Raw genomic sequence first — 24,463 nt, 5'->3', positions numbered from 1 at the left:
CAGCAAAGCAACCAGCACTAAGACAGCTAAAGGCACACCTTTAACTGAGGCTGAGTTACTCAAGATGTCCGACAAGGACTACATGAATGCTGCGCAGTTAGATTTTTTCCGTCAAAAACTGCTCACCTTGAAAGAGGACATTCTAAAAAATGCCTCTGAGACCACTGAGCATTTACGTGAAAACATTTTGGTTCCAGATCCAGCTGACCGTGCAACGATCGAAGAAGAGCATGCATTGGAATTGCGCACTCGTGATCGCGAACGTAAATTATTAAAAAAAGTAGAGCAAGCGCTGGGCCGTATTGAATCTGGTGACTATGGTTGGTGTGAAGAAACTGGTGAGCCAATCGGCTTGAACCGTTTAATTGCAAGGCCTACAGCCAATTTATCTCTTGAGGCTCAAGAGCGTCGCGAGCTCCGTCAAAAATTATTTGGCGAATAAAGTGTATTTGTAATGACTAAGCATTTACCTACTCTGAGTGACATTTCTCCTTTGTTAAAAGCGGAGATTCTTGCTGAAGCTTTGCCATACATTCGTGCGTATCACGGCAAGACTATCGTCATTAAGTACGGTGGAAATGCAATGGTGGAAGAGCGCCTTAAAGAAAGTTTTGCGCGCGATGTGATCTTGCTAAAACTAGTTGGCATGAATCCAGTGGTTGTGCATGGCGGTGGACCACAGATTGACGAAGCATTAAAGAAGATTGGCAAGACCGGAACTTTTATTCAGGGTATGCGTGTCACTGATGATGAAACCATGGAAGTCGTGGAGTGGGTTCTGGGCGGTGAGGTGCAGCAAGATATTGTGATGCTCATTAACCACTTTGGCGGCCAGGCAGTGGGCTTGACTGGTAAGGATGGCGGACTCATCCATGCGAAGAAGATGATGATTCCTAGCGATACAGAGCCGGGCAAAAAACTGGATATTGGTTTTGTTGGTGAGATTGAGGCTATAAACCCAGCGGTAGTAAAAGCATTGCAGGATGATGCTTTTATTCCGGTGATTTCTCCAATCGGATTTAGTGAAGAAGGTCAGGCTTACAACATTAATGCTGACTTGGTAGCCGGCAAGATGGCTGAAATCTTGCACGCCGAGAAGTTGGTAATGATGACGAATATTCCTGGTGTGATGGATAAAGATGGCAAGCTACTTACCGACTTAACTGCAAGAGAGATTGATGCCTTGTTTGCTGACGGTACGATCTCTGGCGGTATGCTGCCTAAAATCTCCTCTGCATTAGATGCTGCTAAGAGTGGCGTGAATTCAGTGCACATCATTGATGGCCGCATTGAACATTCTTTGTTGTTAGAAATTTTGACCGAGCAAGCGTTCGGTACGATGATTCGTTCTAGATAAGCAGATAACCATGCGTGAATCTCTTGGACCGGCAGATATCGACAGCAGTAGTGCTGACGCTGGCAAGACACGTAAGCGTCCGAGACCAGGCGAGCGTCGCCTGCAGATTCTCCAAGTTCTCGCCGAGATGTTGCAAAACCCCAAGGGTGAGCGTGTTACTACTGCGGCTTTAGCGGCCAAGATTGATGTTTCTGAAGCAGCTTTATATCGCCATTTTGCGAGTAAGGCCCAGATGTTTGAGGGTTTGATTTCTTTTATCGAGCAAACCGTATTTGGTTTAATCAATCAGATTAATCAGAAAGAAGAATCTGGACTTGCACAAGCGCGCGGTATTTTGCAAATGCTTTTGTTCTTTGCAGAAAAGAACCCTGGCATGACACGTGTTTTATTGGGCGATGCTTTATTGCAAGAAGATGATCGATTGCAAGAGCGAATTACCCAAGTCTTAGATCGCGTAGAAGCCTCACTCAAACAAGCGTTGCGTATTGCTCAAACCCAAGGTGGTGCATGGGCACAGCTGGGTCAAGAAGAAGTGAGTATTCGTGCCGCGATGTTGATGAGTTTTATCTTGGGACGTTGGCATCGATTTGCCCGTAGCGGCTTTAAGAAGCTGCCAACAGATGCGTCCGACGTTAGTTTGCGCTTGCTCTTGTCAGAATGAGTGAGCTAAACCTCTCTAGAAATACTATCCATTTTGCTGAGCCCCTGCCTTTGCAGAGTGGCGCTATGTTGTCTGGCTATGACTTAGTCATTGAGACCTACGGCAAACTTAATGCTGACAAAAGTAATGCGGTACTAGTTTGTCATGCGCTCAACGCTTCTCACCACGTAGCTGGACCTAGCCCAGAAGACCCTCAAGATATTGGTTGGTGGGACAACATGATTGGCCCAGGTAAACCAGTGGATACCAATCATTTTTTTGTGATCGGTATAAATAACTTAGGCTCTTGCTTTGGTTCAACTGGTCCGATGAGCGTTAATCCTGCATCCGGCAAGCCTTATGGCGCAGATTTTCCGGTGGTAACGGTTGAAGACTGGGTGAACACTCAAGCACGCTTAGCTGATAAGTTAGGCATTCGAAAGTTTGCTGCTGTGATGGGCGGAAGTCTTGGGGGTATGCAGGCAATGGCTTGGGCCATTCAGTTTCCCAAACGCTTAGAACATTGTGTGGTGATTGCCTCCACACCAAAACTGAGCGCCCAAAATATTGCATTTAATGAAGTGGCACGCAATGCCATTTTGTCTGATCCAGATTTTCATGGCGGCAATTACTACGAGCATGGCGTGGTTCCTAAGCGTGGTCTGCGTTTGGCTCGTATGGTTGGTCACATCACTTATTTATCTGATGATGATATGGCTGAAAAATTTGGGCGCGAACTACAGCGCCCAAATGGTGAATCAAACGACTATCGCTTTAGCTTTGATGTGGAGTTTGAGGTTGAGAGTTATTTGCGTCATCAAGGTGATAAGTTTTCCACTTACTTTGATGCGAATACCTACTTATTGATCACGCGTGCATTAGATTATTTTGATCCATCACGTCGCTATGATGGTAGTTTGAATCGCGCATTGGCTGAGGTGTATGCGAAGTTCTTGGTCGTCAGTTTTTCTACTGATTGGCGCTTCCCCCCTAATCGTAGCCGAGAGATTGTTCAGTCTTTACTGAGTAATAAGAGTGAAGTGACTTACGCAGAGATTGACGCCCCCCATGGTCATGATGCTTTCTTGCTAGATGATGAGCGTTATCACAATCTAGTAAGAGCGTATTTCCAGCAAATGCGCGAGGTTCAGTCATGAGCAATGTCACGAAACGCGCTGACTTTGCGGCCATTGCTAAGTGGATTGCACCCAATAGCCAGGTGCTAGATCTGGGTTGTGGCGACGGCAGTTTCTTAGAGTTTTTACAAAAGCAAAAACCAGTGCACGCCTACGGTGTAGAAATTGATGATGCGCGCGTGCTTGCCTGTGTGCAAAAAGGTTTGAACGTCATTCAGCAAGACTTAGAGGGCGGTTTAGCGCTCTTTGAAGATAATAGTTTTGATACTGTTGTGTTGTCGCAGACGGTACAAACCATTCACCAAACTGAAAAGATTTTGCGTGAAGTCGTGCGCGTTGGCAAAGAGTCGATTGTGTCCTTTCCTAACTTTGGACATTGGTCACATCGGCTAGCAGTAGGTCTTGGGCGTATGCCTGTATCGAAGAGTCTGCCTTATCAGTGGTACAACACACCGAACGTACGCGTACTGACTGTAGCTGATTTTGAGAAGCTTGCATCTAGTCTTGGCCTCAAAGTACTTGATCAATGCATCTTGCACGATGGGCGACAGGTCACTCTGATGCCAAATCTATTTGGTAGCCTTGCTTTATTCCGCGTATGTCGTGCCTAGGATAAAAGTACAAAGGTGTTAATGGCGGTTCGATCTTGGCTAAAAGACTTTCGAGTCTATCTCGAATGGCCCTGTCTGCGAATGTTGTTCCTCGGCTTTTCGGCTGGCCTACCTCTGTTATTGATTTTAGGAACTTTAAGTTTCTGGTTACGTGAAGCGGGCATTGATCGCAGCACGATTGGTTACCTCACCTGGGTGGGCTTAATTTATGCGTTCAAGTGGGTATGGGCGCCATTAGTCGATCGCGTACAAATTCCGTTTTTAACCAAGTTGCTGGGGCGCAGAAGAAGCTGGCTCATTTTTGCACAAGCGCTCATTATTCTTGGATTAGTGGGAATGTCGACGCTAGATCCTAAGCTTGCCTTGAACTCGATTGTTTGGTGTGCACTGCTGGTGGCATTTGGTTCTGCTACACAAGATATTGCTTTAGATGCATTTCGTATTGAATCCGCTAATAGCGATCATCAGGCAGCGCTTGCAGCAACCTATCAAACGGGTTATCGCTTAGCTTTGATTTGGGCTGGCGCAGGTGCTCTGTGGTTGGCTGCCAGGGTTGAAACGGGTGCCGGTTACGATGCGAGTGCATGGCAATTTGCCTACCTTTGTATGGCTGCCTCCATCGGGGTTGGCGTCCTAACAACCTTATTTAGTAAAGAGCCCGCACGTTATGAGTTGGCAAAGGTACGTGATGCAAAAGCATGGCTTTATCAAACTTTGATTGAGCCTTTTGCAGAATTTATCCATCGCTATCGTTGGCACGCCATCTTAATTTTGTCGCTCATTGCCATCTATCGAATTAGTGATGTAGTCATGGGCATCATGGCAAATCCTTTTTATGTTGATATGGGTTACACCAAAGACGAAGTTGCTGCAGTCAGTAAAGTATTTGGTGTGGTAATGACTTTGGTTGGCGCATTTGTCGGTGGTGTACTTACCCTGCGCTTTGGTGTTTTACGAATTTTGTTTTTCGGTGCCGTGTTATCTGCTGTAAGCAATCTTTTATTTGCTTGGCTTGCTACGCAGGGGCATGATTTACATGGTTTGATTTGGGTAATTTCTGCGGATAACTTAAGCTCAGGCATTGCTAGTGCTGCCTTTATTGCCTTCTTATCATCTCTGACTAATATTCGTTATTCAGCTACACAGTACGCGCTATTTAGCTCCATGATGCTGCTCCTGCCTAAGTGGCTTGCAGGCTTCTCAGGCGTATTTGTTGATCACTATGGATATCAGGCATTTTTCTATGGCACTGCCATTATTGGTGCGCCAGTCCTTGTGCTGATTTGGGCAACCATTCACTTTCAGGTCGTGCAGATTAAAAAAGACGGCGAGTAACTTCCCTCTTTTAGTTTGCTTAAAGTTTCCAGTCGTAATCCACAGTCAATGGCGCATGATCTGAGAAGCGCTCATCTTTATAGACAACCGTTTTTTTGGCAGTAGCCGCAATACCTGGTGTGCTGATGTGATAGTCAATGCGCCATCCGACATTCTTTGCATAAGCCTGCCCACGATTGCTCCACCAGGTGTAGCAGGAGTCTCCAGCCTCGGGCTCCAGCTTGCGATACACATCAACGTAACCTACTTTATCAAAGAGGTTGGTGAGCCATGCACGCTCCTCTGGAAGGAAGCCTGAATTTTTAAGATTGCCTTTCCAGTTTTTTAAATCGATCTCGTGATGCGCAATATTGACGTCTCCACAGAGCACGATCTCTCGTCCGGACTTTTTAAGTTTGATCAGATGGGGTAAGAAGCTATCTAGATAGCGGTATTTGGCCTCCTGGCGCTCTGGAGAGCTAGAACCTGAAGGCATGTATACCGAGATTACTGAGAGCTCTTTGAGGCGGACTTCTACATAGCGACCCTCTGCATCAAACTCGTCGTTGCCATATCCATAGAGAACTTCATCGGGCTTGTGTGGGGTATAAATTCCGCAGCCGCTATAGCCTTTCTTCTCCGCATGGTGAAAGAAACCGTGCATTCCATCAGGATTGAGAATGGCATCCTCCAGGTCATCCCTCTGAGCCTTGAGCTCTTGCATACAGATAAAGTCCGCCTTTTGCTTAGTAGCCCATGGCAGGAAGCCTTTTTTAACTGCAGAGCGGATACCATTGAGGTTCGCTGAAATGATGCGTAACATGTAGTCCTATGAGCTCAAATAATTCAAATCAAGATAACTTTATTCGTTTTGCTTTAGAAGCAAAGGTTTTGTCCTTCGGGGAGTTTAAAACCAAAGCCGGCAGACTTTCGCCTTATTTCTTTAATGCGGGAGGATTTGATGATGGTGCTCGCTTAGGTGCCTTGGGCCGCTATTATGCGAAGGCCCTGCAAGAATCTAAACTTTCATTTGACATGCTTTACGGCCCCGCATACAAGGGCATTACACTGGCTTCTGCTACGGCTATTGCCTTGGCCGATAGCGGCGTTAATGTTCCATATGCCTATAACCGCAAAGAGGCGAAAGATCATGGCGAAGGCGGCGTCCTGGTAGGCGCACCAGTCAAAGGTAAGGTTGTCATCGTTGATGATGTTATTTCTGCAGGAACTTCCGTCAGGGAGTCAGTTGATTTGATTCGCAAAGCGGGTGCAGAGCCCGTGGCAGTAATGATTGCATTAGATCGCATGGAAAGGTCAGGCACTGCGAGTGAGATTGGCGATAAATCCGCTGTACAAGCGGTTGAGCAAGAATTTGGCTTGCCAGTGATCTCGATTGCAAACTTGTCTGGTTTGATGTCTTTTTTAACTGCTTCTAACGATACGCAGCTTACAAATTATTTACCGGCTGTAACAGCCTATCGCGAGAAATACGGCATCTAAGAACGACGTACTACGATCTCTTAGATTGCAGTTTCGCCTTCAAATACAGTTACTGCGGGCCCGGTCATGATGACGGGCTGAACGATGTCATTGGTAATTCCGCCCCAGGCGATTTGAAGATCGCCACCGCGGGTGTGCACTGTGACTGGTGAATCTAGTAAACCCCTGTGGATGCCAGAAACTACAGCTGCGCAAGCACCTGTGCCACAAGCCAGGGTCTCTCCAGCGCCTCGCTCATAGACGCGTAATTGAATTTCATTGCGATTAACAATCTGCATATAGCCAGCATTAACCTTTTTTGGAAACGCAGAGTGATTCTCGATTTCAGGGCCTTCTTGCAGTACGGGAGCGCTCCCGATATCACCAACCACTTGAACGGCATGAGGGTTGCCCATCGATAGGACGCCAACAAAGCTATCGTGTGTCGCAGGATGCTCTAGGGGAAGCGCATACAGTGTTTCGTGAAACTCTTGCATGCTGGCTAAGCCATGCCCATTGAATGGGATTTGGCTGTGCTCAAAAATAGGCGCACCCATATCCACTTCCACTTGGCCGTCTGCATGAGATTTAAGGGTAAGCACAGTGTGTGCGACTTCTACACGAATTGGATTTTTGGTGGATAGACCTTGATCAAGTACAAAGCGTACAAAGCAACGAGAGCCATTGCCACATTGCTCGACTTCGCCACCATCAGCATTAAAAATGCGATAGCGAAAATCAGCATCTGGCCGAGTAGCTTTTTCTACTAAAAGAATTTGATCTGCACCAATGCCAAATTGTCGATGAGCCAATGATTGCCATTGTTCACGAGTGATGTCACTTAAATCCTGATCAATGCCATTGAGCACAATGAAATCATTGCCAGCACCATGCATTTTGGTGAAGCGTAGTTTGCGTCCGGCATTGTTTAGGTGATTACTCAAAATATCTCGTTATTTGTAAAGGCTCGGCTCGCCAGGAGGGCGATGTTTAAAGCGTTTATGTACCCAATAGTACTCTGCCGGCCTTTCTCTAACAAGCTCCTCAATGTATTGATTGAGGCGAGCCGTATCTTTTTCCACATCATTGCTTGGAAAGTTTGGCAGTGGCTTGCTGATGTGACAGGTATAACCTTTGCGATCTTGGTTAAGGGTCGTGGTCATCAGACATACCTCAGCACCACTTAATCTAGCTAGGCGCGAGACAGAGGTAATCGTGTTGGTCTGAATGCCAAAAAAAGGTACAAAGACAGAATCACGTGGACCTAGATCAATATCGGGAGCAATAAAAATAAAATTACCCGTTTGAATCTCACGAATCAGATCGCGTAGACGACTTTGTCTTTCGATGGATTTGCCGCCAAAACGATTTCTCCACTCAATCATCTTTTGATTGAAGAAAGGGTTCTTCATATTTTGATAAAGGCCTGCACCCCTTGGCCAGTCATGTTGGCTAGCCAATACAGAGAGCGCCATGAAGCCACCTTCAAGACCAACAAAATGGGGATTAATAAGAAGACGCGGCTTGCGATCGCCTAAGGTAATTGCAGAATCAATACTTACGATATCTGTAATTTGTTTTCCACTACCTAGCCAAATACGACTTCTCTCCAACACGCTGCGACCAAATAATTTCCAATGTTCAAGTGCTAAGGCATCAATTTCTTTTTCACTCAAGCTTGGAAAACATAAGCGTAGATTGGTCTTAACCACTTTTGCGCGATCGTTTGGAATGTGGGCTGCCAGCCAACCAAGACCATAGCCAAAATAGATAGTGATGCCATAAGGGAGAAAAGCAAATAAGCGCAATACATTCAGCGCCAAGAAATTGAAGAGGTTAGATAACCAGACCATTTAAAAATGATAGACAGTTAATCAGGCGCTTGGAGGCAATTCTGCACCAGCGGGATGCTTGTACCGGTTGTAGGACCAAATGAATTGTTCGGGCGCAACTAGGACTGCGTTTTCAATTGCAGTATTGAGTTCGGCGGCTGCAACATTGGCATCTTCGGATAAACGCGCGAGCCTAGTGGCTTGCATGAGCCAACCTTGGCCAATCGCTTTACGCTTTGCTGTAAACATGACTACTGGCGTGTTATTGCGATTGGCAAGGCGGGCTGGTAGAGGTGTTGTGTAGGCTGGTCGACCAAAGAAGGGGACCCATACGCCCTCACCACCACTGGGAACTTGATCTGGAAGAATGCCAATGGCTTCTCCTCGAGTAAGTGCCCTTGTCATTTCACGAACACCATGGAGATTAGTTGGTACGAAATGCATGTTCGGGTATGCACGACCATTTTCAACAACCTCGTTAAGCCATTCTTGGCGGGATGGACGATACAAAATGGTGGCAGGGAAATGTTGCGCCAATACTCTCGGAATAATTTCAAAGCCACCCAGATGTGGGGTCAGCATAACAAGACCATGCCCTTCTTGAATTGCTGCTTCAACTAGATCCCAGTTTTGTACCTCAACCAATTTCAGTGCTTTTTGAGGGTTACGCCAAATCCACAAGCTATCTGAAAACAGCATGCCTGATGCACGTACTGCTTCCCAGGGCTTTAAAGGTAGCTTGTGCTCATTGACTACAGCCTCATATTGAGGCCTAAAGAGTGTGCGATATTGTTTAGAGCCCACGTAGGCAAGAAGACCCAAGATAGCCCCAAATACCTGCACTACCGCTAGGGGGAGCATAGCAATGGTATTGAGGGCAATCTTTAGTAGGAATTTACGCACCCCCCAATGATATTCAAAGCGGCTGTATTGACCAAATTTAAGCAAACCTTGATGAATTTGGCCCTTTTCAGATAATATTGACCTATCGCTGAGTTAAGACAACTTGCAGGGCGATTCAAAAATTCTGCTAAAGCGTCGCCGTTGTGGTTCCTGGCACGTCGAGTTGTCCCATAGATCGTGTTAATTTTTAAAGGAATATGCAATGGCAAATGATTACTTCTTCACCTCAGAGTCGGTCTCTGAAGGTCATCCCGATAAAGTAGCAGACCAAATTTCTGATTCGATTCTTGATGCCATCTTGGCTCAAGACCCAACAGCACGCGTTGCTGCAGAAACTTTATGTAATACCGGCTTGGTGGTTTTGGCTGGTGAAATTACTACTAACGCTAATGTTGATTACATCCAGGTAGCTCGCAATACCTTGCGTGAAATTGGTTATGACAATACTGCTTACGGTATCGACTACAAAGGTTGTGCAGTATTAGTCGCTTATGACAAGCAAAGTCCAGATATCGCTCAAGGTGTTGATAAAGCCCATGATGACGGCTTAGATCAAGGCGCAGGCGACCAAGGTTTGATGTTCGGTTACGCATGCGACGAAACTGCAGAGCTCATGCCTTTGCCAATTCATTTGTCACACCGTTTGGTGGAGCGTCAGTCTCAATTACGTCGCGATGGTCGTTTGAACTGGTTGCGCCCTGATGCAAAGTCCCAAGTGACATTGCGTTATGTAGACGGCAAACCCGACTCTATCGACACTGTTGTGTTGTCAACTCAACACGACGAAGAAATTTCTCTCGAGAAATTACGTGAAGCTGTGATCGAAGAAATCATCAAACCTGTATTGCCTAAGCATTTGATTAAAGGCGCGATTAATTTCTTGGTGAACCCAACTGGTCGATTTGTTATCGGTGGTCCACAAGGCGATTGTGGTTTAACTGGCCGCAAAATTATTGTGGATACCTACGGCGGTGCAGCTCCTCACGGTGGTGGCGCTTTCTCTGGTAAAGATCCGTCTAAGGTTGACCGCTCTGCTGCATACGCTGGCCGTTATGTTGCAAAGAACGTGGTTGCTGCTGGTTTGGCAAGCAAGTGCTTGATTCAGATCTCATATGCGATTGGTGTTGCAAAGCCAACTTCAGTCATGGTGAGCACATTTGGTACTGGCAAGATTTCAGATGAGAAGATTGCTCAATTGGTTTCTGAGCACTTTGACCTGCGTCCAAAAGGTATCGTGAAGATGCTCAATCTCTTGCGCCCAATCTATCGTAAAACTGCTGCTTATGGCCACTTCGGTCGTGAAGAACCAGAATTTACTTGGGAGCAGACAGATAAGGCGCCTGCATTACGTGCTGCAGCAGGTCTTTAAGCGGTAAATAAGTAGTTTATAGGTGTACTAAGACGAAATATGGCGTAATTGTTTACAATTACGCCATACCTTCAAGGAGCGTTGCAAGGAATGCTGAGACCCAGCACTTCCCCAGGCTTGAAGGGAGCGGACTTTTAATCGAAGTTTACTCATTGCAACTGCGCTCGCTAACCCATGATTCGATGGCTAGCGAGTTTCTACTCCAGCGTTGAATCGTATTTAGCTGGAGCATTAATGAATACCGTTTCTGATTTAAATAACTTTGTAGCAACACGTTGCGCAATTGCTGATATTTCTTTGGCTGACTTTGGCCGTAAAGAAATTGCGATCGCTGAAACCGAAATGCCTGGCTTGATCGCCATTCGTGATGAGTTCGCTGCACAACAGCCATTGCGCGGTGCGCGCATCACTGGTTCATTACACATGACCATCCAAACGGCAGTATTGATTGAGACACTTGAGGCCCTTGGTGCCGAAGTGCAGTGGGCCTCTTGCAACATTTTCTCAACCCAAGATCACGCTGCTGCAGCGATTGCTGCTAACGGTACGCCAGTATTTGCAATTAAGGGCGAAACCCTTGAGCAGTACTGGGACTTTACGCACCGTATTTTTGAGTGGGCGGATGGCGGCTATACCAACATGATTTTGGATGATGGTGGCGATGCTACTTTGTTATTGCATCTTGGTGCGCGCGCTGAAAAAGATCAAGCCTGCTTGAATAATCCAACAAGCGAAGAAGAAACAATTTTGTTTGCTGCCATCAAGAAAAAACTGGCACAAGATCCGACTTGGTATTCGACACGCCTAGAAAAAGTAAAAGGCGTTACAGAAGAAACGACTACGGGCGTACATCGCTTGTATCAAATGTTTGCTAAGGGTGACTTGAAGTTCCCAGCAATTAACGTAAATGACTCTGTAACCAAGAGTAAGTTTGACAATCTTTATGGTTGCCGCGAGTCTTTAGTGGATGCGATTAAGCGCGCAACAGACGTAATGGTTGCCGGTAAGGTCGCAGTAGTTTGTGGCTATGGTGATGTAGGCAAGGGTTCTGCACAAGCATTGCGCGCCTTATCAGCTCAAGTTTGGGTAACTGAAGTGGATCCAATCTGCGCACTACAAGCAGCGATGGAAGGTTATCGCGTTGTCACCATGGATTACGCCGCTGACAAAGCAGATATTTTTGTATCGGCAACAGGCAACTACCATGTTATTACTCATGATCACATGGCCAAGATGAAGAATCAAGCAATTGTTTGTAACATCGGCCACTTTGATAATGAGATCGATGTTGCTGGTATTGAAAAATACAAGTGGGAAGAGATCAAGCCACAAGTTGACCATGTGATTTTCCCGGCCGCCAACGGTAAGCCTGAAAAGCGCATCATCATTTTGGCTAAAGGTCGTTTAGTAAACCTTGGTTGCGGTACTGGGCACCCATCTTATGTGATGAGCTCTTCATTTGCAAACCAAGTAATTGCCCAAATTGAATTATGGAATGCAGTGGGAACCAATAAATACCCAATCGGTGTTTACACATTGCCCAAGCATTTGGATGAGAAGGTTGCGCGTTTGCAGCTCAAGACCCTCAATGCAGAGTTAACTGTGTTGTCAGATCAGCAAGCTTCTTATATTGGCGTAACCAAGGAAGGCCCATATAAAGCCGACCATTACCGTTATTAATCCAATCACTGTTCAATAGATACCTAGGCCCAAAATCATGGAATTAAGCGTCGAATTCTTTCCTCCAAAAACACCTGAAGGTGAGAATAAGTTGCATCTAGTGCGTGAGCGTTTCAGCGAAACACTCAAGCCCTCGTTTTATTCCGTGACCTTTGGGGCCGGTGGCTCTACTCAATCTGGCACATTAAAGGTGGTGAGCGATATACATGCTGCAGGCGCTGCAGTTGCTCCCCACTTATCTTGTGTTGGTAGTTCACGTGAAAGTGTGAGAGAGATGCTCAAGCAGTATCAGGCTTTGGGTGTGAAGCGGATTGTGGCTTTGCGTGGCGACTTACCATCGGGCATGGGTCAGTATGGTGAATTCCATCACGCTAACGAATTAGTGGAATTTATTCGAACTGAAACAGGTGATTGGTTTCATATTGATGTAGCCGCCTATCCAGAGACCCATCCACAGGCCAAGTCGCCTGCAAGCGATGTCGATTTCTTTGTACAAAAGATGAAGGCAGGCGCCAACTCCGCTGTGACGCAGTACTTTTACAACACGGATGCTTACTTTCGTTTTGTTGACGAGGCTTATGACTCAGGGGTAACTCAACCCGTCATTGCCGGCATTATGCCGATTACCAACAGCACGCAGTTGTTACGCTTTTCTGATGCTTGTGGTGCAGAGATTCCACGTTGGATTCGTTTGCGCTTGCAATCTTATGGCGACGATATTGCATCCATTCGCGCATTTGGTGAAGAGGTAGTAACAGATCTATGTGATCAACTGTTGACCGCTGGGGCACCAGGCTTGCATTTCTACTCTTTGAATCAAGCGGATGCTGTTTTAGCGATTGCTGATAACTTGGATTTAACAAAGTAATTTAACGATGTAAACCAGACTCCGTCAGCAGCATATCTAAAGGCTCATCATGCGTTTGAGCTGACCATTGAGAATCATCTAATTTCTGCCAATCAAACCCAATCCCAATGCAAATAAGCTTGGGATTTTTCTTTCTAAGATCAGCCAGCGTTCGATCAAAATAGCCACCGCCATAACCTAAGCGCCAATAATGTGTTTCACCATTAACGCTTGAGCTTGACCAGCCTACACACGGTATGAGGATGCAATCAGGATCAATAGCTGGTCTATCTAAATTACTTGGATCCGGTTCTGGTACTCCGTGTTTGCTAGGAATCAGCTTATCCCCATCTTTCCATTGATAAAAATCAAGGCGCTTATCGGGGCGAGCAAATGGAAGAGTCAATGTGCAATGGGCTGTATCTTTTGCCCAAGAAATTAATGTGGGGCGCAAATCTAGTTCATCTTGAATGGGCCAATAGAGTGCGATAGAAGATAAGAATTTTCCCTCTGTTACCAGAAACTGATTTAAGTTAGCAATGACGGTAGCTGCAATTTGGGTGTAATTTTCTCCCCCTGCAAATTCCGTGCGTTGCTTTAATAGTTCTTGGCGAAGAGTTTTTGGTGAATTACCGTGCATATCAAGCATTATCAGGCGAAAATTAAGAGATATAGTAATCAAGTTATTGCAAAGTAAATGCTGAACTCATCGATATAGGGTTAGATGGTGGAAAAGAAGTTAAAAATGCGGATATGTTGTCAATGGGCCAAAATTTTCGTTTTGGGTCTAGCCCTAAGTGCGCCCCAGGCATTTGCTGAAAAAGTAAAAAAGCCACATTTACCTAAATCCTATGAAAGCAAAGCTGCTCCGGCTGAAATTACTGACACCGATCGTATGTTTATCGATTTGCGCGAGGCTGCGAAAAAAAATGATGTTTTTCGTACGCAGCAGTTGTCATCTAATTTAGCCAACTATCCTTTTGATGACTATGTTGCCTATTTCCGTATCAAACCGCAATTGTTTGATAGCGCTGGTGGTGCGCGCAATGATTACGCCGCAGACGCACAAGTAGTTGCCTTTCTCAATCAATATCAAGGCACTGCCTTAGCTGATCGGCTGCGTAATGATTGGTTGCTAGTGCTTGGTAAGCGTAAAGATTGGGCACGTTTTGATGTGGAGTACGCAAAATTTGTGTTGGATGATGACACGCAGGTGAAGTGTTATTCCTTGCTATCGAAGTTATCTCAAGGCGAGAATCCTACTAAGTTGGCAATGGATTCACGTTCAGTGCTATTGGACCCGAGTTATTTCGGTCAGGCATGCCAGGAGCTCGTACCGTCCTTAGTGGCGGCGGGTGGAATGACGCCAAGTGAGGCGAAGGCAATTGGTCGGGCTGCGAGTGAAAAGGGTTTTGACACCATGGCTAAGCGTCTTGGTGGAGATGATCCGATTGCAGATATTGTGAAGGCAGCTAAGGCTGACCCATCAAAAGCCTATCGCGATTTTTTACAAACATCTTCGCGCTTTAGCAAAGAGAATCAAGCCGTAGCTTGGGGTGTGATTGGGCAATTTTTAGCGAAGAAGTTAGATCCCAATGCGGATGATGCATATCGCCTGCAACAAGAGCTTGGATATAACGAACTATTGTCAGTTGAGTCGCAAGAATGGAAGGTGCGGGCAGGGCTGCGCGCTAAGGATTGGACCCTGGTTAAGAATGCTATCGATGGTATGAATCCTGCTGTACGCAGTAAGGATCCTGCCTGGACTTATTGGTACGGCCGCGCTTTAAAAGCAGATGGACAGGATGCAAAAGCAAAAGAAAGTTTTGAGCTCATTGCTGAGCAATACAATTTTTATGGCCAGTTAGCCCGTGAAGAGTTGGGTAAATCAAATCATGCCCCAACACGCACTAAAGTGACTGAGCAAGAGATTGATGCAATGGGAAGCCGCAAGGGCTTTGTGAGAGGCGAGCGTTTGTATGCCATGAATTTACGCTTTGAAGGTAATCGCGAGTGGAATTGGGAGTTACGAAATATGAGTGACAGGCAATTACTCGCGGCTGCTGAATATGCCAAGCGGGTAAATTTATATGATCGCGTAGTGAATACTGCTGATCGCACTAAGCAGGAACATGACTTTAGTCTGCGCTATCCAACACCTTATCGCGATGAACTTTCTCCTATTGCAAAACAGATTGATTTGAATCTTGCTTGGGCCTATGGTCTTATCCGTCAAGAATCACGTTTCATCATGAATGCTTCTTCATCTGTCGGTGCTGCGGGATTAATGCAAGTGATGCCCAATACAGCAAAGTATGTCGCCAAGAAAATTGGCATGACTAATTACACCAATGATAAGTTGGCAGATACCAATACGAATCTGATGCTGGGAAGTAACTATCTCAATATGGTTTTGATTGATCTTGATGGTTCATGGGTCTTGGCTTCTGCGGCCTATAACGCTGGCCCCTCTCGTTCTAAGGCTTGGCGTGAGAAGCTTAACGGCCCAACTGAGGGTGCAATTTTTGCAGAAACGATTCCATTTAACGAAACTCGTACATATGTGAAGAATGTCCTGTCTAATGCAAATTACTACTCATCAGTCATGAATGGCCAGGCACAGTCACTTAAGCAGCGTTTAGGCGTCATTACTCCAAAAGCGGCAACACCATCTGAATTACCTTAAACATACTTAAACCAAGGATTCCATGCAATACGATATTTTGCTGATTGGCGGTAACGGATTTGTAGGGCGTGTTTTAGCTGCACAACTACAAGCAGCTGGTTACTCAGTATTAATTCCATCTGGCCATCTTGCTACAGGTCGCGATTTACGTACGCTGCCTAAAGTACATATTGAAGAGGCGGACATTCATGAGTTTGATGAGTTACAAAATCTTTGCGCGCGAGTAAAGCCTAAAGGTGCCGTAATCAATCTGGTTGGTGTACTGCACGATAAGCCTGCCAAGCCTTATGGCGAAGTATTTAGGTCAGCTCATATTGATTTGCCTAAAAATATTATTACCGCAATGCAGCTGCATGGAGTGAAGCGCTATTTACATATGAGTGCGCTTGGCGCTGATTCTAAGGGGCCCTCAATGTATCAGCGTAGTAAGGGCGATGGTGAGGCAGCGGTAAAGGCCAGCGGCTTGGATTGGACGATATTTAGACCCTCAGTAATTTTTGGAGCGCAAGATCAATTCACAAACTTATTTGCTAAGCTCACTAAATTATTGCCAGTGATGCCTTTAGCCAACTATCAGGCAAAGTTTCAGCCAGTGAGCGTTGATGACGTAGCAGGCGCATTTGTAAAAGCATTATCTATGCCCCAGACTATTCACCAGTCTTATGATTTAGTGGGTCCAAAGATATACACCTTAAAAGAGATTGTTGAATTTGCAGCGCGCAAAGTGAAAACCTCATGCGTAATTATCCCGGTGCCAGGATTTGTGGGATATTTGCAAGCTCTAGCATTTGAGCTCTTACCTGTCCCAACTCTTATGTCTCGCGATAACATTGCATCCATGCAACAGCCTAATGTATTACCCATGAACGGTACGGATGCATTGGTAGAGGTCTTCAAAATGAGTCGTCGTAGCTTGGAAGGTATGCAGTAATGAAGATTTACGCTGTAGGCGGAGCCATTCGAGACGCCTTAATGGGTTTGCCAATCCACGATATTGACTATGTGGTGGTGGGCTCTAGCGTAGAGGAGATGATTACCAAAGGCTTTCGTCCAGTAGGAAAAGATTTCCCAGTCTTTTTACACCCAGAGACTCAGGCCGAATACGCTCTGGCTCGAACTGAACGTAAAACTGGTAAGGGATACAAGGGATTTCATTTTTATGCCGATCCATCAGTCACTTTGGAGCAAGACTTACAACGTCGTGACTTAACAATTAATGCAATGGCAAGAGAGGTGGATTCCGATGGAGCCTTGGTGGGGTCGATTATTGATCCGTACAACGGTCAAGACGATTTAGCTGCCAAGATATTTCGCCATGTATCGGATGCATTTGCAGAGGATCCTTTGCGCCTGTTGCGTATTGCTCGTTTTGCAGCACGTTTCCCCGCATTCAAAGTTGCTGACGAAACAATGCTTGCATTAAAGGCAATTGTTCAGTCGGGTGAGTTAAACGCGCTTTCAGCTGAGCGAATATGGCAAGAGTTAGCCAGAGGATTGATTGCTAGCAAGCCGATGCATATGCTTCAAATATTGTTAGATACTGGTGCAGCAAGAACAATTCTTTCGCCAACAGTCAATACACAACTTGCGCAAGAAGAATTTCGTGAAGAGTTAATTACCCATTTAGATTCACTGGGAAATAGTCTTGATGCGCGCTGCGCAATTATTTTGATGCATGTACCTGCAGCAGAAATTCGGTCATGGGCTGAGCATGTACGAATGCCTATTGAGACTCGCGACTTTTGTGAAATCTTTAGCGAACTGATTGCATTCTTGATTAAAAGTAAGGACGCCTTTCGGGCGCTTGATGTATTGGCTTGGTTTAATCGTGCTGATGTTTGGCGTAAGCCTGCTCGTGGTCAAGCACTTTTAGATCTTGCGGACAAAATTGGATTAAAAGTAACGCCACTCATTCAATCAATGCGCGATGCACAAGCGCTGAATACTGCCGAGATCATTGCTGGGGTTGAAGCACACGATCGCTCTAATGGCGAGCGTATTGGCAGTGCATTTGAAGTAGCCAGATTGGCTGCTATTGCCTCAGCTCTCGACGCTTAAGCCTTACAGTCGATTTCTACCGCGAAGTCCGGGTAGATCCTCTAGCACATATCCTGGCAAAAGCTGATCTAGGTTTTTAGAGAATGCAAACGCCTTAAATAATTCACCCATCTCTGCTTCAGACAAAAGCTTTTGTAATGCATTTGAGATGGGCAAGAAAATTTCTGGATTGCTTGGATCGCCGATTTCAAGAGCGATATCACCAATGCCTGCATCGAGCAAATAGGCGGCTTGGTTTGTCAGGTAAACATCATCCACATTTTCAGCAAGAGCATTACGAGCAATTTGTGACCACTCCACATGACTAGTTAAGTCACATAGACCGGGGAGGTGAAATGGATCTTGGATAGCATGATGACGATGGTGCGCCATTAACGTCCCCTCAAGTCTTTGCGGATGGTAGTACTCGTTCTCTGGAAAGCCATAATCAAACGTTAAAAACAAGCCGCTATGAAGATGGCTTGCAACTTGACGTATCCATGCATTTGCGGGCGTATGTAATTCAGTTACATAGCCGTCTGAGAAGCTTCCATGGATTAAGCTCTCGGGAAGTAGCTCCTGCGTGACAGGGTCACCTGTTTTCCAGATGAGTTTATTGTTCTCAAAAGAAACCCCATGCCAATGCCAAAATCCATTGTGATAAATGATGGCATCACAAGGAATCGCATCGAGAACTTCGTTTGCCAAAATGATTCCTTTGAAATCCTTGGGTAACTCGCTTAACCAATGACATTGAGTTTGGCTATGCAAATGTGCAATCGTTTTGCTAATGTGTTCTTGTTGGCGTTGTGCCAAGTCCGGCGAAATTTCCACAATGTCGTAGCAATCGAGTGTGAAATCCAGATCCTGTAGACGGGTCAAGATGGAGGAGGCTAATTTGCCAGTGCCTGCTCCAAATTCAAGGATTTGGGTGGGTAGTCCCTGCGCTTGGAGCCCCTCCAGGATGGGAATCAGGGTGGAGCAGATAGCCGCCCCAAATAAAGGGCTCAGCTCAGGCGCGGTAGTGAAGTCACCCCCAGAGCCCAGTTTATGGGCTCCGGCGCTGTAGTAGCCCATGCCAGGCTCGTATAAGGCCAGATCCATATAACGAGAAAAGGGGATCCAGCCGCCTTGAGAGGCTATTTGAGAGGCTATTTTGGCCTTCAGAAGCTCGCTGTGCTCCGTTTCAAGGCTGGTCAAGGTAATATCCATAGCTCGCTAGTCTAAGAGAATTTAATTGAACCCTAGTTCAACCAACCCGCCCTCGCAACAAAAAGCAGTTTTAGTGACTGGCGCCGCTAAGCGTCTGGGTCGAGAAATTGCCTTGCATTTTGCTCGTCAAGGGTGGGATGTGGCAGTTCATTATGGGCGATCTGAGCAAGAAGCCCAAGAAACGTTAGCGCAAATTCTTGGTCTTGGTGTGAAGGCTAATGCGTTTCAGGCTGATTTGGCGAATGAGCAAGCTGTTAAGGCACTCTTTGTGGACGTAAGCAAGCAGTTTCCCAATTTACATTGCTTAGTAAATAGCGCATCTATTTTTGAATATGATCGCGCAAATTCTGCTTCACCTCTGAGTACAAAAAGCTTGCAAGATCACATGCAAATAAATTTAGCTGCACCCATTTTGTTATCTCAGTTAATGTTTGAGTACCAAAAAAATAATCTCACTAAATCAGATGTTCTTCCATCGGTTATTCAACTCTTGGATCAAAAGCTCATCAATCTCAATCCAGATTATTTATCGTATACCTTATCTAAAGCCGCACTGGCAACTTCGGTTGAGGTGTTGGCGATGGATTTTGCTCCCATCCTTAGGGTGGTTGGGCTTGCGCCAGGAATTTCCCTGCTTTCCGGAGATCAAACAGAGGATGGTTTCTCTAAAGCCCATCAAATGACTCCGCTTGGTAAATCCTCTACGCCCATAGACATTGCTAAGGCGGCAGTATTTTTAGCAGACTCCAATGCCATTACCGGCACTACTCTCTATGTAGACGGCGGCCAACATTTATTGCCCTCATCACGTGATGTGATGTTTAAAACAAATTAGAAAATTTATAAAGCCATTATTTATGCACGCTATTCTTTCTCACCCCGCCCTCATTGATTGTCGCCGCTTATTTTTGCGTGACTATGAGATCTATATCAATATTGGAGTGCATGATTTTGAGAAGAAAGCAGAACAACGCGTCATTCTGAATGTAGATTTGTATATCCCACTGGCTGTGAATACGCCAGCAAACGATCAATTGGATGAAGTGGTTGATTACGACTTTATGCGTGAGACCATTAAGGCACGTGCTTCTCAAGGCCATATTCAGCTACAGGAAACCTTTTGTGACGATATCGTTTCGGCTATGTTGCAGCATCCCAAGGTATTGGCTGCACGAGTAAGCACTGCCAAGCCAGATGTTTATCCTGACTGTCACTCGGTGGGTGTTGAGATGTTTCGAATGAAGTCAGTTTAAAAGTTCAGAGTAAAAAAGAAGAATTCAATTGCTATGGGTGATATTCGCAAAGTCGTCTTTGAGGAAAATAAGCTAGAGAAGAAACTCTGTCGCTTAGTGGGGCAAGCTATTGGTGACTTTGGCATGATTGAAGATGGCGATAAGGTAATGGTGTGCGTATCGGGCGGTAAAGATAGCTACGCCATGCTCGATATCCTGATGAAGTTGCGCGAGCGCGCGCCAATTCATTTTGAAATTGTTGCAGTCAACTTAGATCAAAAGCAACCCAACTTTCCTGCAGAGATATTACCCAATTACCTTAAGAGCCTGAATATCCCTTTTCATATTGAAGAACAAGACACATATAGCATTGTGAAGAGAGTTATTCCAGAAGGTAAAACAACTTGCGGTTTATGTTCACGTTTGCGTCGCGGTATTTTGTATCGGGTTGCTGATGAGTTGGGTGCTACCAAGATTGCTTTAGGACATCATCGCGATGACATTCTAGAAACATTGATGCTCAATATGTTTTATGCGGGCAAGCTTAAAGGGATGCCGCCTAAGCTGCGCTCAGATGATGGCAAGCATATTGTGATTAGGCCGCTTGCTTACGTGCCAGAAAAATTATTAGAGCGTTACGCTGGTGATATGAACTTCCCAATCATTCCTTGTGATTTATGCGGCAGTCAGCCTAATTTGCAGCGCCAAGTAATGAAAGAGATGCTCCGGGATTGGGAAAAGAAGTTTCCTGGCCGAGTAGAGAATTTATTTCGCTCAATGCATCACATTGTTCCCTCCCATCTAATGGATGGCGAAGCTTTTGATTTCCAAAATTTAGAGATTTCTACCGAGTTAACTGGAATTGCTGCCAGATCTTCGGGCGATAAGGCAATCGATGAGACTGAAATGGACGAATTGGCTTGTGGAACCCTCATTCAAGGGACTTATAAGCGCACCTTGTCGTAATCGTTCTATAAGGCTGTTAGTTTTTTTATTTCACAAATCATTTAGTTCTTCTCGCGTCGCGGTGCGTGGCTAGTCGTGGGTTTGCGACAACAGACACACGCATTCGCAGTCGCAATATTTTTAAGATGACAGCACACTTGCGTGCATGTCATTACTACAACAAATTCTTCACAAGCAAATAGATGCTGACGCTGAGAAGCGTATAAAGCTGATGGACGGCAAAGCCACGCTGTATAAGCGTTCTAGCTCGACGCAGTGGCAAGTGCGATTTAAGTTAGCAAACAACAAGTGGCACTCACAATCTACGAACACAGCAAACTTAGAAGAAGCAAAAGCAAACGCAATTTACATTTATCAAACCGTGCAAGTAAAAACAGAAGCAGGTTTGGCGCCAAGCACAAAAACATTTAAGCAGTTAGCAATAGATGAGTTAGCGAATATGGCGCAAGCTTTGGAAAACAAAACTGGCAGACGAACATATCGTGATTACACATTTGCGATCAATAAATATCTCATTCCGTTTTTTGGCAACTACACACTAGACAACATTACACCTGAGCTACTGAGTGATTTTGAAGGGTGGCGCATTAGCGAGATGGGCAAAGTGCCGATGTCAAGCACAAAGCGTAATCACGCAAGTGCATATAACCGTGTAATCAATTTAGCGCGAGAGCGTGGAGTAATTGGTTTTAATCGCGTCATACCTATGCTAGATATTAAAGGTGAAAAGAGTGTGCCCCGCCCAGCCTTTACTGATAAGGAGTTGGAGGAGTTGGTGTCATTCTTGCCTGCGTGGGTAGAGAGTTCTTACACAGAGCGAACAAAACAAATGCGTGTGCTGTGTGGATTTTATTTGCAGTTTCTAGTGCATACAGGTGTAAGACACGGCACAGAGGCAATGCCTTTGCGTTGGAAAAATATGCAATGGCATTACATAGGTGAAAAGAAATATTTGCGTATATGGGTAAGTGGCAAAACTGGTCCGCGCTTTTTGATTGCAAAAAATGAAGTGATTGCAATATTAGAAGGTTTAATGCGTTGGCAAGATTTACCTTATACAAATTTGGACGAAATTATTGAAAGCAAGTTAGACAAGTTGGTTTTTAGAATACTTACAGGACACACAATCAGTAATATGGAAAATATCTTTCGCAATCTAATGAAGTTTAGTGAGCTAAGACAAGATAGTGGAGGACAAGTGAGAACTTTATACAGCTTGCGACACACTTACGCTACGCAAGCGTTAGCTAAAGGAGTAGATATACACACGCTTGCAAGGCAAATGGGAACTAGCGTTTTAATGTTGGAAAAGCATTACAGCAAAATAACCCCAATGCTAAGCGCAGAGAAGTTGGCATAGAATGAACGAATGCCAAAAATCAATAACACTCACATTGCAGAGCGCATACAAGAGCTCATAGACAAAATGGAGAGTGGTGAAGAATTTGAGACAAAAAAAGATAAGACACTATTAGATGAAGTGCAACAGCAAGCACTTAAAGACGCACTAGCACACCAACAACAATTAAAAAAAACGCACAAGCGTCCAAAAACACAAGCAGAGAAAGACGCTATAGGCTGGAAAGATATAAGAGAGGTGCGTATAGAGTTTTATAAGAAAGTGCTAGATGACTTAAAGGGAAGTGCATTAGACGACATTAAAGAACTGCAAAGACAGCGTGAATTAAAGGCAGCGAAGATTTATTTGGACGCATATTTCAAAGCTGAAGATGGCAATAGTAGGGAAAGTGCAGGCAATATTGCTTTAACTAGAGCGGGTTTTAGCAATGACAACCCACGCACAGAAAAAAGAGATAAAGAAGTGTGGGATATGGAAGAGGCAATAAAAAAACAATTAAAAGCAACAATGACTAAAGAAGAACGAGAACAACTAGAGTTAGTAAGAGAGCAAGAAAAACTAGAACGAAAAGGATTAAAAGAAAGAAAAAGGTAATGGTTTATTAAAACGCAGGTATTTTTGCTGTCCGTTTTGCGTATAAAAAACCTGCGTTTAGTAAAACCCTATATTACCTACCCACAAAGCCTTGACTGGCTTGGCTTACAAGGTAGGCTTGGTTCTAGCCTACCATCCCATCCTTGTCATCCATCACGCAAGTTCTACAGCTCGTTTCATCATATTCACATTAGCATCCACATATTTGATGGTTGTCGTAATGTTTTTGTGTCCCAAAATATTCATTAGCACACGAATACCTACACCTTGCTCACTCAATTTTGATGCAAAGCTTCTGCGTCCGCTATGACTGCTTGCGCCATCTATGCCAGATTTTTTGTAAAGATAATGGAAGAACTGCGCTAGTGTGTTTGCAGTAAAGCCATCGCTATCACGCTTTTGGCTATAGAAGAATTTGACATTGGTGTCTTGTAGTTTGCATAACCGAAAAAATGCCACATATTGCTCTAATTCTTTGCGTAAGCGTTCGTTTATAAAAACCGTTCTTGCTTCACTGCCTTTTGTTTGTTCTGCTAGTAAGCGTATCTCATCCCTTACCTTGCCATCACCTGCCACTACATCTCTATAGCGTAGTGCCGCAACTTCCCCCACCCTTAAACCTGCTAAATGCGTCATCATCAGCATCGCCCTATTGCGTGATGCATGTTTGCGTGTAGCTATGTAATCCATCACTCTACGCAACTCAATTTGATTTAATACCTTTGCTTGCTTTGACATAGTGCTCTCCTTGTTTGTGCTGGTTTTGTGTCCTAACCAAAGTTTTGCTATGTCTAAAGTATGTTTTCTTTGTTTATTTTTTCCTACCTCTTTGTGCCAAGTGTTTGTCATATAAAAAATCTTCCTAAATTCAATGAGATGCTTATTTTTTCTCGCTAAATGTAATCTTTTGCTGTTTTGATTACATTTAGGTATTTAGTGGTGATGTGGGGTATAGACAACGAAATTACGCAGACTTGCATATAAGCTCTGCAAGCTGTTTTCATAATTTCTGTTTAACAGATATTCGCACTAGTGCTTAAAACGCTTGTAGCGTGGATTTGAGGTGCTAATTCGTTTAGTAAGTTAGCTTCGCTAACGCATCGCTAACTTATGCTTTCGTAAAAGCATTCGCTTTTACTCAGCATATTTTTTAATGATTAGATTTATTGGCTTTGCTTTTAATCCCTTTTGCTAGGAATCATAAGCCA

General features: G+C 44.8%; 25 protein-coding genes and 1 riboswitch. Of the genes, 18 read left to right on the top strand and 7 right to left on the bottom strand.

The features are described 5' to 3' along the window. The first annotated feature begins 64 nt into the window (after positions 1–64). From dksA to FD961_RS09095, 6 genes are read left to right on the top strand one after another with little or no spacing between them, the layout of a single operon-like run. Positions 65–442: an RNA polymerase-binding protein DksA gene (gene dksA / locus FD961_RS09120; RefSeq protein WP_071466393.1), complete on the top strand. Its 378-nt coding sequence runs from the start codon at positions 65–67 to the stop codon at positions 440–442. 12 nt (positions 443–454) lie between these two features. Next, positions 455–1,357 (top strand): acetylglutamate kinase, encoded by a 903-nt coding sequence (gene argB / locus FD961_RS09115; RefSeq protein ID WP_215393564.1) that lies wholly within the window; start codon positions 455–457, stop codon positions 1,355–1,357. A 10-nt stretch (positions 1,358–1,367) separates the two neighbouring features. Beyond that, positions 1,368–2,018: a nucleoid occlusion factor SlmA gene (gene slmA / locus FD961_RS09110; protein ID WP_215393563.1), complete on the top strand. Its 651-nt coding sequence runs from the start codon at positions 1,368–1,370 to the stop codon at positions 2,016–2,018. Further along, a complete protein-coding gene (locus FD961_RS09105; RefSeq protein ID WP_215393562.1) occupies positions 2,015–3,154 on the top strand; it encodes a homoserine O-acetyltransferase in 1,140 nt (379 codons plus the stop codon). Before slmA ends, FD961_RS09105 begins: the two co-directional genes overlap by 4 nt. Continuing rightward, entirely contained in the window at positions 3,151–3,744 is a 594-nt protein-coding gene (gene metW, locus FD961_RS09100) for a methionine biosynthesis protein MetW (RefSeq protein WP_215393561.1), read from the top strand. Before FD961_RS09105 ends, metW begins: the two co-directional genes overlap by 4 nt. 21 nt (positions 3,745–3,765) lie before the next feature. Further along, on the top strand, positions 3,766–5,079 hold the full coding sequence (locus FD961_RS09095) for an MFS transporter (protein WP_215393560.1): 1,314 nt from the start codon (positions 3,766–3,768) through the stop codon (positions 5,077–5,079). Between the two features lie 19 nt (positions 5,080–5,098). Here FD961_RS09095 and FD961_RS09090 read toward each other — a convergent pair whose 3' ends face one another. Then, positions 5,099–5,881 (bottom strand): exodeoxyribonuclease III, encoded by a 783-nt coding sequence (locus FD961_RS09090; RefSeq protein ID WP_215393559.1) that lies wholly within the window; start codon positions 5,879–5,881, stop codon positions 5,099–5,101. An 8-nt stretch (positions 5,882–5,889) separates the two neighbouring features. Between FD961_RS09090 and pyrE the strand changes: the two genes are divergently transcribed. Then, positions 5,890–6,558 carry an orotate phosphoribosyltransferase gene (pyrE, locus tag FD961_RS09085; RefSeq protein ID WP_215393558.1) on the top strand — a complete coding sequence of 223 codons (669 nt, stop codon included), beginning with the start codon at positions 5,890–5,892 and terminating at the stop codon, positions 6,556–6,558. A gap of 20 nt (positions 6,559–6,578) precedes the next feature. On the opposite strand, the gene dapF is transcribed toward pyrE, so the two are convergent. Genes dapF through FD961_RS09070 form a run of 3 tightly spaced genes read right to left on the bottom strand, consistent with a single transcriptional unit; the run spans position 6,579 to position 9,272 of the window. Then, entirely contained in the window at positions 6,579–7,433 is an 855-nt protein-coding gene (gene dapF / locus FD961_RS09080) for a diaminopimelate epimerase (protein WP_215394421.1), read from the bottom strand. A gap of 57 nt (positions 7,434–7,490) precedes the next feature. Then, positions 7,491–8,390, bottom strand: coding sequence for a lipid A biosynthesis acyltransferase (locus FD961_RS09075; RefSeq protein ID WP_215393557.1), 900 nt, complete (start codon positions 8,388–8,390; stop codon positions 7,491–7,493). A gap of 21 nt (positions 8,391–8,411) precedes the next feature. Continuing rightward, a complete protein-coding gene (locus tag FD961_RS09070) occupies positions 8,412–9,272 on the bottom strand; it encodes a lysophospholipid acyltransferase family protein (RefSeq protein WP_251371270.1) in 861 nt (286 codons plus the stop codon). 202 nt (positions 9,273–9,474) lie between these two features. Here FD961_RS09070 and metK point away from each other — a divergent pair, with 202 nt between their 5' ends. From metK to metF, 3 genes are all read left to right on the top strand, one after another. Continuing rightward, a complete protein-coding gene (gene metK / locus FD961_RS09065) occupies positions 9,475–10,641 on the top strand; it encodes a methionine adenosyltransferase (RefSeq protein ID WP_215393556.1) in 1,167 nt (388 codons plus the stop codon). A 67-nt stretch (positions 10,642–10,708) separates the two neighbouring features. Beyond that, positions 10,709–10,814, top strand: a riboswitch (S-adenosyl-L-homocysteine riboswitch). A 61-nt stretch (positions 10,815–10,875) separates the two neighbouring features. After that, positions 10,876–12,321, top strand: a complete 1,446-nt coding sequence (ahcY, locus tag FD961_RS09060) for an adenosylhomocysteinase (protein ID WP_215393555.1) — start codon at positions 10,876–10,878, stop codon at positions 12,319–12,321. 37 nt (positions 12,322–12,358) lie between these two features. Further along, the gene (gene metF, locus FD961_RS09055) at positions 12,359–13,189 is read left to right on the top strand and encodes a methylenetetrahydrofolate reductase [NAD(P)H] (RefSeq protein ID WP_215393554.1); all 831 of its coding nucleotides are present in this window, start codon (positions 12,359–12,361) and stop codon (positions 13,187–13,189) included. A gap of 1 nt (position 13,190) precedes the next feature. Here metF and FD961_RS09050 read toward each other — a convergent pair whose 3' ends face one another. Beyond that, positions 13,191–13,808 carry a 5-formyltetrahydrofolate cyclo-ligase gene (locus FD961_RS09050; protein WP_251371269.1) on the bottom strand — a complete coding sequence of 206 codons (618 nt, stop codon included), beginning with the start codon at positions 13,806–13,808 and terminating at the stop codon, positions 13,191–13,193. Between the two features lie 105 nt (positions 13,809–13,913). On the opposite strand from FD961_RS09050, the gene FD961_RS09045 reads away from it, so the two are divergent. From FD961_RS09045 to FD961_RS09035, 3 genes are read left to right on the top strand one after another with little or no spacing between them, the layout of a single operon-like run. After that, positions 13,914–15,854, top strand: a complete 1,941-nt coding sequence (locus FD961_RS09045) for a lytic transglycosylase domain-containing protein (RefSeq protein ID WP_251371268.1) — start codon at positions 13,914–13,916, stop codon at positions 15,852–15,854. Between the two features lie 22 nt (positions 15,855–15,876). Next, positions 15,877–16,785 carry a complex I NDUFA9 subunit family protein gene (locus tag FD961_RS09040; RefSeq protein WP_215393552.1) on the top strand — a complete coding sequence of 303 codons (909 nt, stop codon included), beginning with the start codon at positions 15,877–15,879 and terminating at the stop codon, positions 16,783–16,785. Further along, positions 16,785–17,912: a polynucleotide adenylyltransferase gene (locus tag FD961_RS09035; protein ID WP_215393551.1), complete on the top strand. Its 1,128-nt coding sequence runs from the start codon at positions 16,785–16,787 to the stop codon at positions 17,910–17,912. Before FD961_RS09040 ends, FD961_RS09035 begins: the two co-directional genes overlap by 1 nt. Positions 17,913–17,915: 3 nt before the next feature. Here FD961_RS09035 and FD961_RS09030 read toward each other — a convergent pair whose 3' ends face one another. Continuing rightward, entirely contained in the window at positions 17,916–19,103 is a 1,188-nt protein-coding gene (locus FD961_RS09030; RefSeq protein ID WP_215393550.1) for a class I SAM-dependent methyltransferase, read from the bottom strand. A gap of 25 nt (positions 19,104–19,128) precedes the next feature. Here FD961_RS09030 and FD961_RS09025 point away from each other — a divergent pair, with 25 nt between their 5' ends. From FD961_RS09025 to FD961_RS09005, 5 genes are all read left to right on the top strand, one after another. Next, positions 19,129–19,938, top strand: a complete 810-nt coding sequence (locus FD961_RS09025) for an SDR family oxidoreductase (RefSeq protein WP_215393549.1) — start codon at positions 19,129–19,131, stop codon at positions 19,936–19,938. A gap of 22 nt (positions 19,939–19,960) precedes the next feature. Beyond that, on the top strand, positions 19,961–20,356 hold the full coding sequence (locus FD961_RS09020; protein ID WP_215393548.1) for a dihydroneopterin aldolase: 396 nt from the start codon (positions 19,961–19,963) through the stop codon (positions 20,354–20,356). A 33-nt stretch (positions 20,357–20,389) separates the two neighbouring features. Then, positions 20,390–21,301 carry a tRNA 2-thiocytidine(32) synthetase TtcA gene (gene ttcA, locus FD961_RS09015; RefSeq protein WP_215393547.1) on the top strand — a complete coding sequence of 304 codons (912 nt, stop codon included), beginning with the start codon at positions 20,390–20,392 and terminating at the stop codon, positions 21,299–21,301. 145 nt (positions 21,302–21,446) lie between these two features. Then, positions 21,447–22,661, top strand: coding sequence for a site-specific integrase (locus FD961_RS09010; RefSeq protein WP_215393546.1), 1,215 nt, complete (start codon positions 21,447–21,449; stop codon positions 22,659–22,661). A 9-nt stretch (positions 22,662–22,670) separates the two neighbouring features. Beyond that, the gene (locus tag FD961_RS09005; RefSeq protein ID WP_215393545.1) at positions 22,671–23,255 is read left to right on the top strand and encodes a hypothetical protein; all 585 of its coding nucleotides are present in this window, start codon (positions 22,671–22,673) and stop codon (positions 23,253–23,255) included. 153 nt (positions 23,256–23,408) lie between these two features. Here the strand turns inward: FD961_RS09005 and FD961_RS09000 are convergent, their stop codons facing one another. After that, complete coding sequence (locus FD961_RS09000; RefSeq protein ID WP_215393544.1) at positions 23,409–23,993, bottom strand: site-specific integrase; 585 nt, start codon at positions 23,991–23,993, stop codon at positions 23,409–23,411. Between the last annotated feature and the right edge of the window lie 470 nt (positions 23,994–24,463).

This window comes from Polynucleobacter sp. TSB-Sco08W16 (genome assembly GCF_018687455.1).
GTDB lineage: Bacteria > Pseudomonadota > Gammaproteobacteria > Burkholderiales > Burkholderiaceae > Polynucleobacter.
Note: the sequence above shows the minus strand (reverse complement) of the source record. Positions and strands in the feature narration are given on the sequence as shown.